This window comes from Azospirillum sp. Marseille-Q6669 (genome assembly GCF_965111635.1).
Genome location: NZ_CBCOOP010000001.1, coordinates 51,053 through 66,801 on the forward strand (window position 1 = coordinate 51,053; position 15,749 = coordinate 66,801).

General features: G+C 67.4%; 14 protein-coding genes. 4 read left to right on the plus strand and 10 right to left on the minus strand.

The features are described from left to right. Positions 1-3 precede the first annotated feature (3 nt). Positions 4-2,010 carry a cytochrome o ubiquinol oxidase subunit I gene (cyoB, locus tag ACWPXE_RS00265; protein WP_174438401.1) on the minus strand — a complete coding sequence of 669 codons (2,007 nt, stop codon included), beginning with the start codon at positions 2,008-2,010 and terminating at the stop codon, positions 4-6. Positions 2,011-2,023: 13 nt separating this feature from the next. Continuing rightward, positions 2,024-3,199 carry a ubiquinol oxidase subunit II gene (cyoA, locus tag ACWPXE_RS00270; protein ID WP_454016183.1) on the minus strand — a complete coding sequence of 392 codons (1,176 nt, stop codon included), beginning with the start codon at positions 3,197-3,199 and terminating at the stop codon, positions 2,024-2,026. A 210-nt stretch (positions 3,200-3,409) separates the two neighbouring features. Here cyoA and ACWPXE_RS00275 point away from each other — a divergent pair, with 210 nt between their 5' ends. Further along, on the plus strand, positions 3,410-4,717 hold the full coding sequence (locus ACWPXE_RS00275; protein ID WP_454016184.1) for an MFS transporter: 1,308 nt from the start codon (positions 3,410-3,412) through the stop codon (positions 4,715-4,717). A 137-nt stretch (positions 4,718-4,854) separates the two neighbouring features. On the opposite strand, the gene ACWPXE_RS00280 is transcribed toward ACWPXE_RS00275, so the two are convergent. Then, a complete protein-coding gene (locus ACWPXE_RS00280) occupies positions 4,855-5,034 on the minus strand; it encodes a hypothetical protein (protein ID WP_454016185.1) in 180 nt (59 codons plus the stop codon). Between the two features lie 206 nt (positions 5,035-5,240). Between ACWPXE_RS00280 and ACWPXE_RS00285 the strand changes: the two genes are divergently transcribed. Next, positions 5,241-5,414, plus strand: coding sequence for a hypothetical protein (locus ACWPXE_RS00285; RefSeq protein ID WP_454016186.1), 174 nt, complete (start codon positions 5,241-5,243; stop codon positions 5,412-5,414). Positions 5,415-5,425: 11 nt separating this feature from the next. On the opposite strand, the gene ACWPXE_RS00290 is transcribed toward ACWPXE_RS00285, so the two are convergent. The 6 genes from ACWPXE_RS00290 to ACWPXE_RS00315 all read right to left on the minus strand — a co-directional run bounded on the left by ACWPXE_RS00290 (position 5,426) and on the right by ACWPXE_RS00315 (position 11,866). Then, complete coding sequence (locus ACWPXE_RS00290) at positions 5,426-6,334, minus strand: NAD(P)H-hydrate dehydratase (RefSeq protein WP_454016187.1); 909 nt, start codon at positions 6,332-6,334, stop codon at positions 5,426-5,428. A gap of 10 nt (positions 6,335-6,344) precedes the next feature. Continuing rightward, positions 6,345-7,109 (minus strand): histidine phosphatase family protein, encoded by a 765-nt coding sequence (locus tag ACWPXE_RS00295; RefSeq protein WP_454016188.1) that lies wholly within the window; start codon positions 7,107-7,109, stop codon positions 6,345-6,347. A gap of 94 nt (positions 7,110-7,203) precedes the next feature. Continuing rightward, positions 7,204-7,593, minus strand: coding sequence for a hypothetical protein (locus ACWPXE_RS00300; RefSeq protein ID WP_454016189.1), 390 nt, complete (start codon positions 7,591-7,593; stop codon positions 7,204-7,206). A gap of 84 nt (positions 7,594-7,677) precedes the next feature. Then, on the minus strand, positions 7,678-9,414 hold the full coding sequence (locus ACWPXE_RS00305; RefSeq protein WP_454016190.1) for a diguanylate cyclase domain-containing protein: 1,737 nt from the start codon (positions 9,412-9,414) through the stop codon (positions 7,678-7,680). Positions 9,415-9,511: 97 nt separating this feature from the next. Further along, a complete protein-coding gene (locus ACWPXE_RS00310; protein WP_454016191.1) occupies positions 9,512-11,506 on the minus strand; it encodes a BCCT family transporter in 1,995 nt (664 codons plus the stop codon). Between the two features lie 120 nt (positions 11,507-11,626). After that, the gene (locus ACWPXE_RS00315) at positions 11,627-11,866 is read right to left on the minus strand and encodes a hypothetical protein (RefSeq protein WP_454016192.1); all 240 of its coding nucleotides are present in this window, start codon (positions 11,864-11,866) and stop codon (positions 11,627-11,629) included. Between the two features lie 107 nt (positions 11,867-11,973). On the opposite strand from ACWPXE_RS00315, the gene ACWPXE_RS00320 reads away from it, so the two are divergent. After that, positions 11,974-13,605 carry a lysylphosphatidylglycerol synthase domain-containing protein gene (locus ACWPXE_RS00320; RefSeq protein ID WP_454016193.1) on the plus strand — a complete coding sequence of 544 codons (1,632 nt, stop codon included), beginning with the start codon at positions 11,974-11,976 and terminating at the stop codon, positions 13,603-13,605. On the opposite strand, the gene ACWPXE_RS00325 is transcribed toward ACWPXE_RS00320, so the two are convergent. After that, positions 13,580-15,034 (minus strand): TrkH family potassium uptake protein, encoded by a 1,455-nt coding sequence (locus tag ACWPXE_RS00325; protein ID WP_454016194.1) that lies wholly within the window; start codon positions 15,032-15,034, stop codon positions 13,580-13,582. The genes ACWPXE_RS00320 and ACWPXE_RS00325 overlap by 26 nt on opposite strands. 332 nt (positions 15,035-15,366) lie before the next feature. Between ACWPXE_RS00325 and ACWPXE_RS00330 the strand changes: the two genes are divergently transcribed. Next, the gene (locus ACWPXE_RS00330) at positions 15,367-15,738 is read left to right on the plus strand and encodes a hypothetical protein (RefSeq protein WP_237907386.1); all 372 of its coding nucleotides are present in this window, start codon (positions 15,367-15,369) and stop codon (positions 15,736-15,738) included. Positions 15,739-15,749 lie beyond the last annotated feature (11 nt).

A 15,749-nucleotide genomic window follows, 5' to 3' on the forward strand; every position in this document is an offset into this window, starting at 1 on the left:
GCTTTACACCTGCCCGGAGAGGAGACGGGTCCGCTCGTTCTCGGTCCGCACCACCACGTCCGCGGGGATGTGGAAGTCACGGTGATAGTTGAAGGTGTGGTGGATGGCCGCCGCCAGCAGGGCGACGAAGCTCACCGCCGCCAGCCACCAGATGTACCAGACCAGGGCGAAGCCGAGGACCACGCTGATCCCGGCCAGGATCACGCCGGTGCCGCTGTTGCTGGGCATGTGGATCGCCTTGTAGCCGCCGAGCGGACGCTTGTAGCCGCGCTTCTTCATGTCCCACCACGCGTCGTTGTCGTGGATCATCGGGGTGAAGGCGAAGTTGTAGTCCGGCGGCGGCGAGGAGGTCGCCCATTCCAGCGTGCGGCCGTCCCACGGGTCGCCCGTGCGGTCGACCAGCTCACGGCGCTTCCAGACGCTGACGGCGATCTGGAGGAGGAAGGCACCGATGCCCGCGGCGATCAGAACGGCGCCGACGGCGGCGATCTGGAACCAGATCTGGAGCGACGGGTCCTCGAACACGCGCAGGCGGCGGGTGACGCCCATCAGGCCGAGCACGTAGAGCGGCATGAAGGCGACCCAGAAGCCGATCACCCAGCACCAGAAGGACACCTTGCCCCAGAAGGGATCGAGGCGGAAGCCGAAGGCCTTGGGCCACCAGTAGTAGATGCCGGCGAACAGGCCGAACAGCACGCCGCCGATGATGACGTTGTGGAAGTGGGCGATCAGGAACAGGCTGTTGTGCAGGACGAAGTCCGCCGGCGGAACAGCCAGCAGCACGCCCGTCATGCCGCCGACCACAAAGGTCAGCATGAAGGCGACGGTCCACATCATCGGCAGCTCGAAGCGGATGCGGCCGCGGTACATGGTGAACAGCCAGTTGAAGATCTTCGCACCCGTCGGGATCGAGATGATCATCGTCGTGATGCCGAAGAACGAGTTCACGCTGGCGCCCGACCCCATGGTGAAGAAGTGGTGCAGCCACACCAGGTAGGACAGGATCGTGATGACCACCGTCGCGTAGACCATGGAGGTGTAGCCGAACAGCTTCTTGCCCGAGAAGGTCGAGGTGACTTCGGAGAAGATGCCGAAGACCGGCAGGATCAGGATGTAAACCTCCGGGTGGCCCCAGATCCAGATCAGGTTCACGTACATCATCGGGCTGCCGCCGAGATCGTTCGTGAAGAAGTTCGTGCCGACGTAGCGGTCCAGCGACAGCAGGACCAGCGTGGCGGTCAGGATCGGGAAGGAGGCGACGATCAGCACGTTGGTGCAGAGCGACGTCCAGGTGAAGACCGGCATCTTCATCATGGTCATGCCGGGCGCGCGCATCTTGACGATCGTGCAGATCAGGTTGATGCCGGACAATGTTGTTCCGACACCGGCAATCTGCAACGCCCAGATGTAGTAGTCGACACCCGTCTCAGGGCTGTAGGCGATGTTGGACAGCGGCGGATAGGCCAGCCAGCCGGTGCGCGCGAACTCGCCGACGAACAGCGAGGCCATGATCAGCACCGCACCGCCCACCGTCATCCAGAAGCTGAAATTGTTCAGGAACGGGAAGGACACGTCGCGGGCGCCGATCTGCAGCGGCACCACGTAGTTCATCAGGCCCGTGACGAAGGGCATCGCCACGAAGAAGATCATGATGACGCCGTGGGCGGTGAAGATCTGGTCGTAATGGTGGGCGTTGAGGTAGCCCTCGCTGCCGCCGAAGGCCATGGCCTGCTGGAGGCGCATCATGATGGCGTCGGCAAAGCCGCGCAGCAACATGACCAGGCCCAGCACCATGTACATGATGCCGATGCGCTTGTGGTCGACGGTGGTGAACCACTCTTTCCAGAGATAGCCCCACAACCGGAAATAGCTCAGCGCCGCGACGAGCGCGATGCCGCCCAGCACGACCGCGACGAAGGTCGCGACCACGATGGGCTCGTGATAGGGGAAGGACTCCAGGGTCAGACGCCCGAAGAGCGGATGGGTGGCGACGGTCGATGTGTCGATCATGGCGGTTGGCCGCTCAGGGATTGGCCGTCAGCCGCGGCCCGAACGCAGGGGCGGGCGCGGAGATCGGCGTGATGGAGGAGCGCGGCAGACCCGCGCCGGAAATCGGGGACTCGTCGGCGGGAGCGTTCAGCACGCCCAGCGACGACTCGACGGCGCGGCCGGTCAGTTCCTCGGTCGAGCAGATGCCCGCCACATAGACCGGCGCCGGGCCGAGAACCGCGGTGCCGCGGCGGGACAGCTTGTCGTGCATCAGCGGCATCACGTTGTCGATGCCGGCCAGGCCGAGGCCGCCCTTGGCGTCGATGGCCATCATGTCGTGCATGCACATCTTGCCCGGCTCGACGCACATCCCGACGATGGCCTTGAACAGGCCCGAGTCGACAGCGCCGTAGCGGCGCACCGGCTCGTTCTCGCTGGGACGCTCAAGCTGGAGGTAGCCGTCGCGGTCGAGCTTGCCGCCGCCCGCCTTGATGTCCGCCACCCAGTTGTCGAAGCCGTCGGCGGCCAGACCGTGGAAGGTGAAGCGCATGTGCGAGAAGCCGGCGCCGCTGTAGTTGGCGGAAAAGCCCTTGTAGCTGCCCGGCTCGTTGATGACGGCGTGCAGCTTCGTCTCCATGCCGGCCATGGCGTAGATCTGCCCGGCCAGCGCCGGGATGTAGAAGGAGTTCATCACCGTAGAGGAGGTGATGTTGAAGCGGATCGGGCGGTCCACCGGGGCGGCCACCTCGTTCACCGTGGCGATGCCGTATTCCGGGTAGATGAACAGCCACTTCCAGTCGAGCGCCACGACGTTGACGTCGAGCATCTTGGTGTCGGCCGGGACCGGGCGCCCGGCGGCGATGCGGTCGAGCGGGCGGTAGGGGTCGAGCAGGTGGGTCGCCATCCAGGTGAGGGCGCCCAGGCAGATGATGATGAGCAGCGGGGCCGCCCAGATCACCAGCTCCAACTGCGTCGAATGGTCCCAGTCCGGGTCGTAGTCGGCCGTGCTATTCGACTGGCGGTAGCGCCACGCGAACAGCACCGTCAGCACCATCACCGGAATGATGATGAGAAGCATCAGGAGGGTGGAAATGGTGATGAGGTTGGCCTGTTGGCTCGCCACGTCGCCGGACGGGCTCATCACCACAAGGTTGCAGCCACTCAAAACCGCCATCAGCGGCAGGAGGGCCAAGGCGCGGAAACGGGTCAAGGCAGGACCTGTCAGCAGGGGTTCGCTTTGGATTTGGGCGAAGAGCTAACCCCCACGGGCCGGGTCGGACATTGGACAATTTGTCCAATGCGCCGCGATTCCGCGCAGCCATTGACGCACATCAAGGCAATGCGTCCATGGGCGTGGCAGAATGCCGTTGCGGTGCCTATTTAATTCCCTCTGACGCAATTGCCAGACGGTGGGGGGACCATGGGATCATCGACCACGGCGACCGAACGGGATGCAAGACTGGTCAATGCCCGCGACCACCGGGTGAATCCCGGTGAAATCGCGATTGGCGTCATCATCGGACGGACGTCCGAATTCTTCGATTTTTTCGTTTACGCCATCGCTTCGGTGATCGTCTTCCCGAAGCTGGTCTTTCCCTATCTTGACCCGCTCACCGGAACGTTGTGGTCCTTCGCGATTTTCGCGCTGGCCTTCGTCGCCCGCCCGGTGGGCAGCATGCTGTTCATGGCCATCGACCGTGCCCACGGGCGCGGCGCCAAGCTGACCCTGTCCCTGTTCCTGCTGGGCACCTCGACGGTCGCCATCGCCTTCCTGCCGAGCTACGAGCAGATCGGCGCGGCGGCGATCTGGCTGCTGGCGGCGGCCCGCATCGGCCAGGGTCTGGCGCTGGGCGGCGCCTGGGACGGCCTCGCCTCGCTGCTGGCGCTGAACGCGCCGGAGAGCCGCCGCGGCTGGTACGCGATGATTCCGCAGCTCGGCGCCCCCATCGGGTTGATCGTGGCGAGCGCCCTCTTCGCCTACTTCGCCGGCAACCTGTCGGCGGAGGATTTCTTCAGCTGGGGCTGGCGCTACCCGTTCTTCGTGGCCTTCGCCATCAACGTGGTGGCGCTGTTCGCGCGGCTGCGCATCGTGGTGACGCCGGAATACACCCACCTGTTCGAAAGCCGCGAGCTTCAGCCGGTCCCGGTGACCGAGATGCTGCGCAACGAGGGGATGCGCGTCGTTCTGGGCGCCTTCGCCCCGCTGGCCAGCTTCGCGCTGTTCCACATGGTCACCGTCTTCCCGCTGTCCTGGATCTTCCTCTACACGCAGGACACGCCGGCGGACTTCCTGCTGATCGAGGTGGTCGGGGCCTTCTTCGGCCTGGGGGCCATCATCGCCTCCGGCTGGATCGCCGACCGCATCGGCCGCCGCACCCTGGTGGGAAGCTGCGCCGCCGCCATCGCCGTGTTCAGCGGCGTGGCGCCCCTGCTGCTGAACGGCGGGCCGCTGGGCGAGCTGGTCTTCATGATCGTCGGCTTCGTGATCCTGGGCCTGTCCTTCGGCCAGTCATCGGGCGTGGTCGCGTCGGGCTTCACCCAGCGCTACCGCTACACCGGCGCGGCCATCACCTCGGACCTCGCCTGGCTGTTCGGGGCGGGCTTCGCGCCGCTGGTGGCGCTGGTGCTGTCCGCCAACTACGGCCTGTTCTCGGCCGGCGCCTACCTGCTGTCGGGCGCGGTCTGCACATTGCTGGCCCTGTGGCTCAACAAGACGCTGGCCAAGTGACCTGAGTGAACGCAGGGAACCGGACCGGCCTCATCCTTGTGGGATGCGGCGGTCCGGTTCCCTCTTTTCATGCAGAGGGCGCAGGACGACGACAGCCGGCGCTTCGCAGCGCTCGTGATGCGGCAGAGAATCGCCGGTCAATCGTCAATGTCGTTCAGGATGTCGGCAATGGGGCGGTCGTCCAGGCGGCCGTTTTTACAGTCGTCGACGCCCACCAGGATGGCGCGCCGAAACTTCCCCAGCTTTTCACGCTCGACCGCCTTTTCGCGATGAAGCCGGCGAAGCGCCTCGGGCGGGCCACTGTTCATGGTTGGCATGGACCACGCCCTTCTTCCGAAGGACATCTCGGGACGATTGGCAATCTTTGTCAAGACGCCCGGAACTCTCCGAATTTGCCCACTCGAACGCGCTTGGCTACCCGGCGGCGGTACGCCGTAATCCCGCACGCCGGCTACCCCCGACTTTAATCGTCGTTAAGAGATCGGCGTGCATCCTGCCCTTACACACAGATCGGCAGGTCATCATGTCCCAGTACAATCCCGCTGTCGGCACCACCGAGACCGCTTCCTTCCCGCTCCCCCTCACCGCTCCGGTCCCGGCCAAGAAGCTGCGCGGCCTGCCGCTGATCGCCCTGTGGGGCGGGCTGATCGCCGCTCCCTGGGTCGTCCTCTACCAAGCCGCCAAGCTGGTGTTCTGAAACCGGCGGTCTCAGGCCGACAGTTCGGCCATGATCTCCGGCACCTGGGCCAGCAGCTCGCGGGCCAGGAAGCCCAGCGGGCCGCGGCGGGCCAGACGGTTGCCGGCCTCGCCATGCAGATGGACTCCCCAGATCGCCGCCTGGGCCGGGTCGGCGCCCCGTGCGGCCAAGCCAGCGATGACGCCCGCCAGCGTGTCGCCTGACCCCGACGTGGCGAGGCCGACATTGCCGCCATCATAGGCCCACATGTGCCCGTCCGGCGTGGCGATGTGGGTGCAGGCGCCCTTCAGCACGACGATCACCTTGTGAAGGTCCGCGACGCGGCGGGCGGCGGCGGGCGGGTCGGCCTCCACCTCCTCCCGGCTGACTCCGGACAGGCCGGCCATCTCGCCGGCGTGCGGCGTGATGATCGTCCGCCCGCCGCGGCGGCACAGCGCTTCGTTGGCGTTGTCCAGCCCCATCAGCGCCTCCGCGTCGATGACCAGAACGGGGCCGCCCTCCCCGTCCAGCCCGGCGATCAGCGCGCCGGTCAGGTCGGCGACCGCAAGCTTGTCCATCATGCCGGGACCGATCAGCACCGCGGTGCAGCGGGCCGCCCGCTCGCACAGCGTGCCCACGCAGTCGGGGGCGATGCCGCCCTCCGCCGTCTCATGCAGGCCGAGCACCAGCGCCTCCGGCACGGCGAGCCCGAGATGCGGGGCCACGCTGCGGCAGGTCGCCATCTGGAGCTTGCCCGCCCCGGCGCGCAGCGCCGCCGTTCCGGCCAGCAGCACGGCGCCCGGCACCTCCACGCTGCCGCCAATGACCAGCACCCGGCCCCGCCCGTCCTTGTCGGCGCCGTCGCCGGGGTGGGGAAGCGGCATGGACCGCAGCAGGTCGCGGGTGACCGGAATCGGGTCGTCCATCGGAAAATCGCTCATCGGAAAGCACTCATCGGACGGCCGCGTTGGCGTCGGGTTCGGCGGTCAGCGGCGCCCCGGCCACCTCCAGCGGGGCAACGAAGTTGTAACGGCGAAGCTGCATCCGCCCGCTGTGCCCCTGGGCGGGATCGAAGGCATATTCGGTGACCCCGCAATTCGCAACGTCGCCCTCGCGGTCGATGGCCAGGATCTGCTCCTCCGTCATGCCCTCCAACAGGTAGCGCAGGCACAGCACGACGACCTGATGGCTGACCACCAGCACGCGCTGCCCGCCATGGTGCAGGCTGATGGTGTCGAGCGCGCTGCGCAGCCGCAGGATCACATCGCACCAGCTCTCCCCGGCCGGCGGGCGGAAGTAGAACTTGCCGAGGAAGCGGCGGAACTCCGCCTGCTCCGGGTGCTCCTGCGCGATGCCCAGCCCGGTCAGCCGATCGAGGATGCCGAACTCCTTCTCGCGCAGCCGCTCGTCCACCACGAACTCCGTGGGTTCGACCGGCAAGCCGCCCCCGGCGTGGATGATCTCCGCCGTGCGCCGGGCGCGCAGATAAGGGGAGGTCAGAACCACGTCGGGCCGTTCGCCCGGCGGCAGCGCCGCGAACCAGCGCGCCAGCGCTTCGGACTGCTGCTCCCCCTGGCGGCTGAGCGGAACGTCCACGTCGCGCTCCGTAATGTCGATCCGGCCCAGCCCGGCGGCGTAGGCGGCGTCGCGCGCGACGTTGCCGGCGCTTTCCCCGTGACGGACGATCCACAGCCTCTGCGGCCAGCGCTGCTGCATGGTGAACGACCCCTTCCCGCCTCAACCAAGGCTTTCAACGGGAAAAAGGCCGTTCCGTCACGCAGCCGCGCGTCTTTCCGCGATCAGGCCGCGATCAGGCCGTCCGGCGTTCGAAGATGCGTTCGGCGGTGGACTTGCCAGGGCGCCAGGGTACGATGCTGATGGGGGCCGTCGGGTCGAGGCTGCCGTTCGCTCGCAGGCAGTCGATGGCGGCCAGCGGCTCGTCCCCGTAGGGCAGGCCGGGCTGTTCGAGCAGATACCGGCGGTGGTTGTCGGTCACCGCCCAGCCCGGTGGACGGCCCAGCGGGCTGGTGGCGACCACGCCGATGGGTTCGGAAACCAGCCACGCCTCGTCCGTAAGGCTCCAGCCGACGAGGCGGCGTTCGCCGGGACCTGTCCCGGCACCGCCCATACCGACACCGATGTCGAGCCAGGCCCACTGGCGCAGGCGGGTGGTGCGGTCACCATCGACGCATACGAACATGATCCCATCCTCTCCCGTCATGAACCGGTCAGGTGGGTATTGTTCTTCTTTTGTTCTGGCTGTGCAAGCGGATTCCGCACCCGGTCAGTCCGGATTCCTGCGGGGAATATCCTTGTAGAAGATATGGGTGCCACGGCCGGCCTGCTTGGCCCGGTACATCGCGCCATCCGCGGCCACAAGCAGACTGCGGGCGTCCGATCCATCGGCCGGGGACAGGGCGATGCCGACGCTGGCGCCGATCACGGCGGTCTTGCCCTGCACCGGGATGGGCAGCGCCACCGCCTCCACGATCTTGGCGGCCACGCCCCCGGCGTCCGCGGCGGAGGTCACATCCTCCAGCACGATGGTGAACTCGTCGCCGCCGACGCGGGCCACCGTGTCGCTGCGGCGCAGACAGCCGGCGATTCGCGCCGCGGCGATGCGCAGCACCTCGTCCCCGCAGTCGTGGCCCATACGATCGTTGACCGCCTTGAAGCCGTCCAGATCGATGAACAGCAGGGCCAACGATCGTCCGGACCGCCGCGACCGGGCCAGCGCCACGTCCAGACGGTCGAAGAGGAGGCGGCGGTTGGGCAGGCCGGTCAGGGCGTCGTGGTTGGCGAGGTGGTCCTTCTCCGCCTCGCTCCGCCGCAGATCCTCCTCGGCGGCCTTGCGCAGCGTGATGTCCCGCCCGATGCCGACCAGCCCGAGAAGCTCGTTGCCGGCGTCGCGAATCGGCGCCTTCAGGATTTCGACCCAGATCCGCCCGCCATCGGGCAGCGGGATGCTCTCCTCGTTGCGCCGCGGCTGGTCCTCGGCATAGACCGAGGCGTCGCCCGCACGGATGCCGTCGGCCATGTCCGGGGGCCATATTTCGTGGCTGTCCAGCCCGATCACCTGCTCCAGGGGACGCCCGGTCCAGGAGGCGAAGGCGCGGTTGGCCTTGCGCAGCACGCCGTCCCGGTCCTTGAAGAAGACGGCGTCCGGGATGGTGTCGATGATCCCCTGCAACAGGGCGTGCTGCCGCAGAAGCTGCTTCTCCGTCTGGCGCCGCTCGGTGATGTCGCGGGCGATGCCGACGACGCCCAGCATCTTGCCGCTGCGGTCGAGGCAGACGGCCTTGGCGGTCTCCATCAGCACGCGGCGCCCGTCCGGGTGGACGAACCATTCCTCGCTGCGGGAGAAGCCCTTCTGCATGGCGATCTGGTCGGTCCGCCGCCGCCGTACCGCGGTCTCCGCGTCGAACAGCCGATGGTCGGTCAGCCCCAGCGGCGGCCGCCCCGCATAGTCGAGCATCGCCCGGTTGACCTTGAGATAGGTGCCGTTCACGTCCTTGAAGAAGACGATGTCCGGCATCGAGTCGATCAGGCTTTGCAGCATGGCGCGCTCGCGGTCGAGCGCCTCGGTGTCGGTGCCGCCATGGTCCGGATCGGCCAAGGGAGCGGCGAGCTGCGCCTCGTGCAGGATGCCCAGGCGCCCGTCCGGCAGCGCCATGCCGCTGCGCCGCACCCAGGCGGTCACCGGACGCCCCTTGGGATAAAAGGTCCAGCGCCCCGCCACCGATTCCCCTTCGGTCCGCGGCGCCCCCTCCGGCTGGCTGCCAAACTCGCGGGCCTGAAAATCGGTAAGCGACGCGGCGTTCCACAGCTCCAGGGCGGCGCGGTTGCCCCAGACCATCCGCCCTCGGTCACCGTCATGCAGCCAGACCGGCGCCCACAGCCCGTCGAGCCGGTGAAGTTCGGCAACGGTCATCGAAGCCGTCACCGGGCGGCCCGCCGACGCGCACGCCTCCCCGCCGGGAACGCCGACCCCGGTCTGGTTCTGATCCGCCTGATGACCCATGGTGGTCGCCGCCGCCTCGGCACGAAGAAAGCACCGGACGGCTTTCTAGCATAATTCGAGGCAATCTTCTCCTGCTACCGCGAGAGGCCGCGCTCTTTCACCACCCTCGCCATTTTCCATACTCCTGCACGAAGTCGCGGACGATTGCTTCCCGCCCGGCGAGCGCCGGTGATAATTGTTTGTGCAGGCCGCCGCGCAGGATCACCTCGACGCGCATCTGCCACTGTTCGTCAGCCGCCTTCAGATCGGGAAAGGCGAAGGTCAGCGGGTGGTAGGCCCGCGCGCGGATGTCGTAGCTGAACTCCTCCTCCCCGTCGCGCAGGACGGCCAGCCCGGCGTTGAAGGGACCGACCTCGATGACAGCCCGGCGGCCGAGCCGTTCCAGCTCCGCCGCGATGTCGCGGAAGGCCGGCTCGACCGTGTCGGCGATGAAGCGGGCGACCTCGCGCCGCGCCCCGGCGGCGCCGGGCGGGACCGCCGCCGCGATGGCCGCCTTGCGCCCGATCACGGCGGCCAGCTGCTGGCGCCAGTCGCCGTCGCCGTCGCCGACCGGCTGCACCGGTGCGCTGCCCTCCGACGTGGTGGGCACCCGCGCCACCCGCCGGTCCGACCCCGCCCGGCGCTCCGCCCGCAGGCTGGTCACCAGCCCGACGCACATCAGCACCATGACCACCGCGAAGGGCAGCGCCGTCGTCACCGCCGCCGTCTGGAGCGCCTGCAACCCGCCGACCAGAAGCAGCACCGCCGCCACCACGCCGCACAGCACCGCCCAGAAGATGCGCGTCGCGATGGGCGGGTCCTGGTTGCCGCCGGACCCGATGATGTCGATCACCAGGGCGCCGGAATCGGCGGAGGTGACGAAGAAGGTGACGACGATCAGCGTCGCCAGGGCCGAGGTGATCACGCTGAGCGGCAGGCGGTCCAGCATGACGAACAGGGCCGTCGGCACGTTCTCCTGCACCGCCGCCGCCATGCCGCCACCTTCGAACATCTCCATATGGATCGCCGTCTCGCCGAACACGGTGAACCAGACGAAAGTCAGCGCCACCGGGGCGAACAGCACGCCGCCAATGAACTCGCGGATCGTGCGTCCGCGCGACACCCGTGCGATGAACATGCCGACGAAGGGTGCCCAGGAAATCCACCAGCCCCAGTAGAACATCGTCCAGCTCGCCTGCCACTCCGCCCCGGTGTAGGGCAGCGTGCGGAAGCTGGTGTAGGGCAAGGTCCACAGGTAACGCCCGATGCTCTCCACCAGCGTGGACAGCAGGAACACCGATGGGCCGAGCAGGAAGACGAACAGCAGGAGCAGCAACCCCGCCAGCATGTTCAGCTCGCTGAGCCGGCGGATGCCCCGCCCGACGCCGCTGACCGCCGAGGCGGTGGCGACCGCGGTGATGACGGCGATCAGCACCATCTGCTGCACCGTCCCGACGCTGACCAGCCCGAGGTAATCGAGCCCGGCGTTGATCTGCATGACCCCCAGCCCGAGCGAAGTGGCGATGCCGAACAGCGTGCCGACGATCGCCACGATGTCCACCAGATGGCCGGGCCAGCCGCTCAGCCGGTCGCCCAGCAGCGGATAGAGCGCCGACCGGATGGTCAGGGGCAGGTCGTGCCGGTAGGCGAAGTAACCCAGCGACAGGCCGACCGTGATGTAGATGCCCCAGGCGTGCAGCCCCCAATGCAGGAAGGCCAGATTCATCGCTTCCCGCGCCGCATCGGGCGTTCCCGCCTCGCCGACCCGCGGGTTGGCGAAATGCAGCACCGGCTCCGCCACGCCGTAGAACAGCAGGCCGATGCCCATGCCGGCGCTGAACAGCATGGCGAACCAGGTCAGATAGCTGAATTCCGGCTCGTCATCGTCCTTGCCGAGCTTGATCGACCCGTAAGGGCTGAAGAACAACCAAAAAGCGAACAAAAGGAATCCCGCAACGGACAGAATGTAGAACCAGCCGAAGTTGCCGACGATGGCCGACTGAAGGGCGGAAATACGCGCTCCGAAGGATTCAGTGAAGACGCTAGCGAGAAGGACGAACAGGAGAATCAGCCCCCCTGCGGTGAAGGAGACCGTTTTGTTGATCCCGTGCATGATTTTTCTCCGGGTCCGGGCAGCGCACCCGAATCCGAGGCGCGGCGTCTTGGCCAACACAACGGATCAACCCGGCCGGAGTTTCCAAAAAAGCGCTGCGCTCATGCTTCCGGCGACCGGCTATTCCGGGCGGGCGCCGCCTTTGCGTTCCGACCGCAGGCGCCGCCGCAGGACCAGCGCGTACCAGGCCAGCAAGACCGTGGTGAAGAGCGACAAGGTAAAGGACACGCCGTCCGGCCGCAGGTCGTAGCCCGTGGCGCCGCCGAACAGCATCACCGAGCTGTCCCAGAGATAGGCGAGCAGCAGGATCAGCGTGTTGGTCCCCGACAGGCCGGTGGCGAGATAAAGCACAAGATGCATCCGTTGCCTCCCGATGAGCCCGGCCCGGCCATGCGCTTTTTCGTTGCGCGGTGTTGTTCTTGTCCGAAGTCCCGTCATCCTAGGCGCCCGGAGCGATCCTGTCAGCCATGGCCCACACCGAAAGTCACCCGACTTGGACCCAGCGGCTCCTGCGCTACGGCACGGGGGTGCTGATCCTGGCCCTGCTGGCCGGGGCGCTGGTCATCCTGAACCGCTGGCTGGAACAGTACAGCGTCGCCGACATCCGGCAGGCGCTGAACCGCATCACGGGTGTTCAGCTTCTTGCCGCCTCGGCGGCAGCGGCGGTCAGCTACTGGTTGCTGACGCTCTACGACCTGCTGGCCCTGCGCCACCTGCGGCGGCCCCTGCCCTACCGCTGGGTGGCCTTCACCGCCTTCACCAGCTACGCCTTCAGCCACAGTCTGGGCTTCGCCAGCATCATCGGGGCGACCGTGCGCTACCGCCTCTACGCGCCGCATGGGCTGGGCGGGGTGGAGGTGGCCCAGGTGACGCTGTTCGTCGTCACCACCTTCATGCTCGGGCTGGCGACGGTGATGCCGGTGGTCATGTTGATCGACCCCACGGCCTTGAAGGCCCTGCACGTCCCGCCGGGAAGCGCCGTCCTGTTGGGGCTGGCGGCGCTGGCGATCCTGGTGGCCTACGCGGTGGGCGGCTTCTGGCTGCGCCGGCCGCTGCGGGTGTTCGGGCACGCCATCGCCTTCCCCCGCCCGTCCATCGCGGTTCGGCAGCTCCTGCTGGGGCTGTGCGACCTGTCGCTGGCCGCGCTGGTCCTCTATCTCTGCCTGCCGCCGAGCGACGCGGTGAGCTACGCCGACGTCCTGGTCGCCTTCGGGCTCGCGCTGGTCGCCGGCATCATCAGCCATGTGCCGGGCGGGCTGGGGGTGTTCGACGCCATCGTCCTGGTCAGCCTGACCCCGGCCATGCCCGGCAACGACGTGATGGCGGGGCTGCTTGTCTTCCGGCTGATCTATTATCTGGCACCGCTGGTGATCGCCGGGCTGATGTTCGGAGGCGTGGAGGCCTTCCAGGCCCGGCGTCGCATCGGCGGACTGTCGCGGGAAATCTCCGCCGCCGTCAGCCCGGCGGTCCCGCTGGTGCTGGCCGCCTGCATCTTCATCACCGGGGCCTTCCTGCTGTTCTCCCGTGCCACGCCGGAGGAGACGCTGCCCGCCCCCTTCGACGCCACGGCGCTGCCGCTGGTGGAGATGTCGCACTTCACCGGCAGTGTCGCCGGGGTGCTGCTGATCCTGCTGGCCCACGCGGTGCAGCGGCGTTTGCACGCCGCCTGGGTGCTGTCGCTGGTGCTGCTGGCGACCGGCTGCGCCTCCGCCCTGCTGAAGGGCGGCGACTGGCCGGAGGCCATCGTGCCGGGGCTGATCTTCCTGGCCCTGCTGCCGGCCCGCAAGGAGTTCCACCGCCGCGGCAACATCCTGCGCAACCCCCTGACGCCGAGCTGGTTCATCGCGACCGGCGTGGCGCTGGCCAGCGCCTTCTGGCTCGGCCTGTTCTCCTACAAGCACATCGCCTTCAGCGACGAACTGTGGTGGCATTTCACCCTGCACGGCGACGCCTCCCGCTTCCTGCGGGCGTCGGTGGCGGTCGGGGTGATCGCGCTCGGCGCCGCCCTGGTCCATCTGGTGTCGGCGGCCAGCCGCGACCCGCAGGAGCAGGAGGAGAAGCCCCCCGGCCCCCTCACCGCCGCCAGAAGGACGGACTGAGCACGACCAGGATGGTGAAGAACTCAAGCCGCCCCAGCAGCATGCCGGCGGCCAGCGCCCATTTGGCTCCGTCCGGCAATGTGGCAAAATTCCCGGAGGGTCCGATGGTCGGGCCGAGGCCGGGGCCGACGTTGCTGACCGCCGTTGCCGCCCCCGACAGCGCGGACACCACGTCCACTCCGAGGAAGGCCAGGACGAAGGCCAGCACGAACACCGACATCAGATAGACGAAGCCGAAACCCATCACCGAGATCATCACCTCGGCGCTGACCGGCTTGCCGTTGTAGTTGAGCGGAATCACCAAGTTGGGGCTGTAGAGGCGGCGTTGCAGCGCGCGCAGCACGATGAACAGGATCTCGAACCGGAAGATCTTCAGCCCGCCCGAGGTCGATCCGGTGCAGCCGCCGACGAAGGTCAGGATGAAGAAGACCACCGACGCCAACGGCCCCCACCGCTCATAGTCGATGGAGGCATAACCCGTGGTGGTGACCACCGAGACGACGTTGAAGGTGGTTACGCGGATGGCATCGTCCCACGGCACGTCCCGCGTCAGGGTCAGCCAGATCGACATGCCGAAGGACACCGCCGCGAGGAAGCCGAGGTACCAGCGGATCTGCGTGTCCGCCCAGAAGCTGGCCGCCCGCCCCTGGGCGAGGCTGATGAAACGGACGAAGGGCATGCCGCCCAACACCATGAAGACCACCAGGACCCACTCGATGGCCGGGCTGTTCCAGCTGGCGATGGACGCGTCGCGGGTGGAGAAGCCGCCGGTGGACACGGCGGTCATCGCGTGGTTGACGGCGTCGAACCAGGACATCCCCGCATAGGAGAGCATCACCGTGCAGACCGCGGTCAGGGACAGGTAGATCCAGCCCACCGCGATGGCGAGGTCGCTGGCCCGCGGCGTCACTTTGTCCGACCGGTCGGAGGATTCCGAGCGGAAGAGCTGCATGCCGCCGACCTGGAGGAAGGGCAGGATGGCGATGGCCATGCCGATGATGCCGATGCCGCCCAGCCATTGCAGCAGCGACCGCCACAGCAGCAGCCCCGGCGCCAGCCCGTCCAGCCCGGAGATCACCGTGGCCCCGGTGGCGGTCAGCGACGACATCGCCTCGAAATAGGCGTCAGCCGCCGTCAGGTCGATCTGCGACACCATGAAGGGCACGGCGGCGAAGGCGCAGATGACCACCCAGGACAGGGCGGTCAGCAAAAAAGCTTGGCGAACGTTTAGCGCGATCCGGTCCATGCGGTTGGCCAGCATGAACTGGACGCCGAAGAACAGCGTCAGGGCGCAGGCGATGGCGAAGACCATCCAGTCTGGATTGCCGGCCGCCAGATCGACGGTCATTGGCAGCAGCATTGCGACGGCCAGGACGCTGAGAAGCGCGCCGATGATGAAGAAGACGGGGCGGGTGTCGAAACCAGTCATGCACAGGCCATAGCCGATCGGAATTGCGGCCTAAGTTGTCACGATTGCGACGCTTCGGCATGCCCGAAGCGCGCCGTAGGGCGATTTTCCCAATGGGTTACCCCATATGGCCTGTTTGGGCCAGAGAAGGACCGCCGACCAGCCCAGTGAGCGCCCTTCTACCCCGAAAGATGTCTGGAATCGCGCCGGATGCGCTTCCGCAAGAAGGGGCGAGGGGCTGGACGGGGGCGGGCATCCTGTGCACACTCCGCCCCGACGTACGGCTCAAATCGTCGAGCCTTCCCGGATGGCCGGGACCCGCAGGAAACTGGAACAGACAATGGACTGGCGGCGTGCTTTCGGACGATGCCCTGATCTTTCTTCAGCATTCGATCAAGACGGTGTGGACTCTGGAGATTCTCCTGATTTTACGGCGTGATCCGGGTCAGGCATGGAATTCGGACGAACTCATTCGCGAATCGCGCAGCAGCACGCTCATCCTCCGGGAAGTCTTGGCGAATCTTCAACAGGCTGGATTGATCCATACGGACGGGGACCTTCGCATCCGCTACCGCAGCGCGACGCCGACCCTGGAGCGCCTTGTGGGGGAGATCGCGTCCGCACAGGCGCGGCGCCCGGCGGCGGTCACGAAGGCGCTGCTCTCCGTGTCGTCGGACAAAGTCCAGAACTTCGCCGGCGCGTTCCGCGTCGGAAAAAGGACATGAGGGATCGATCA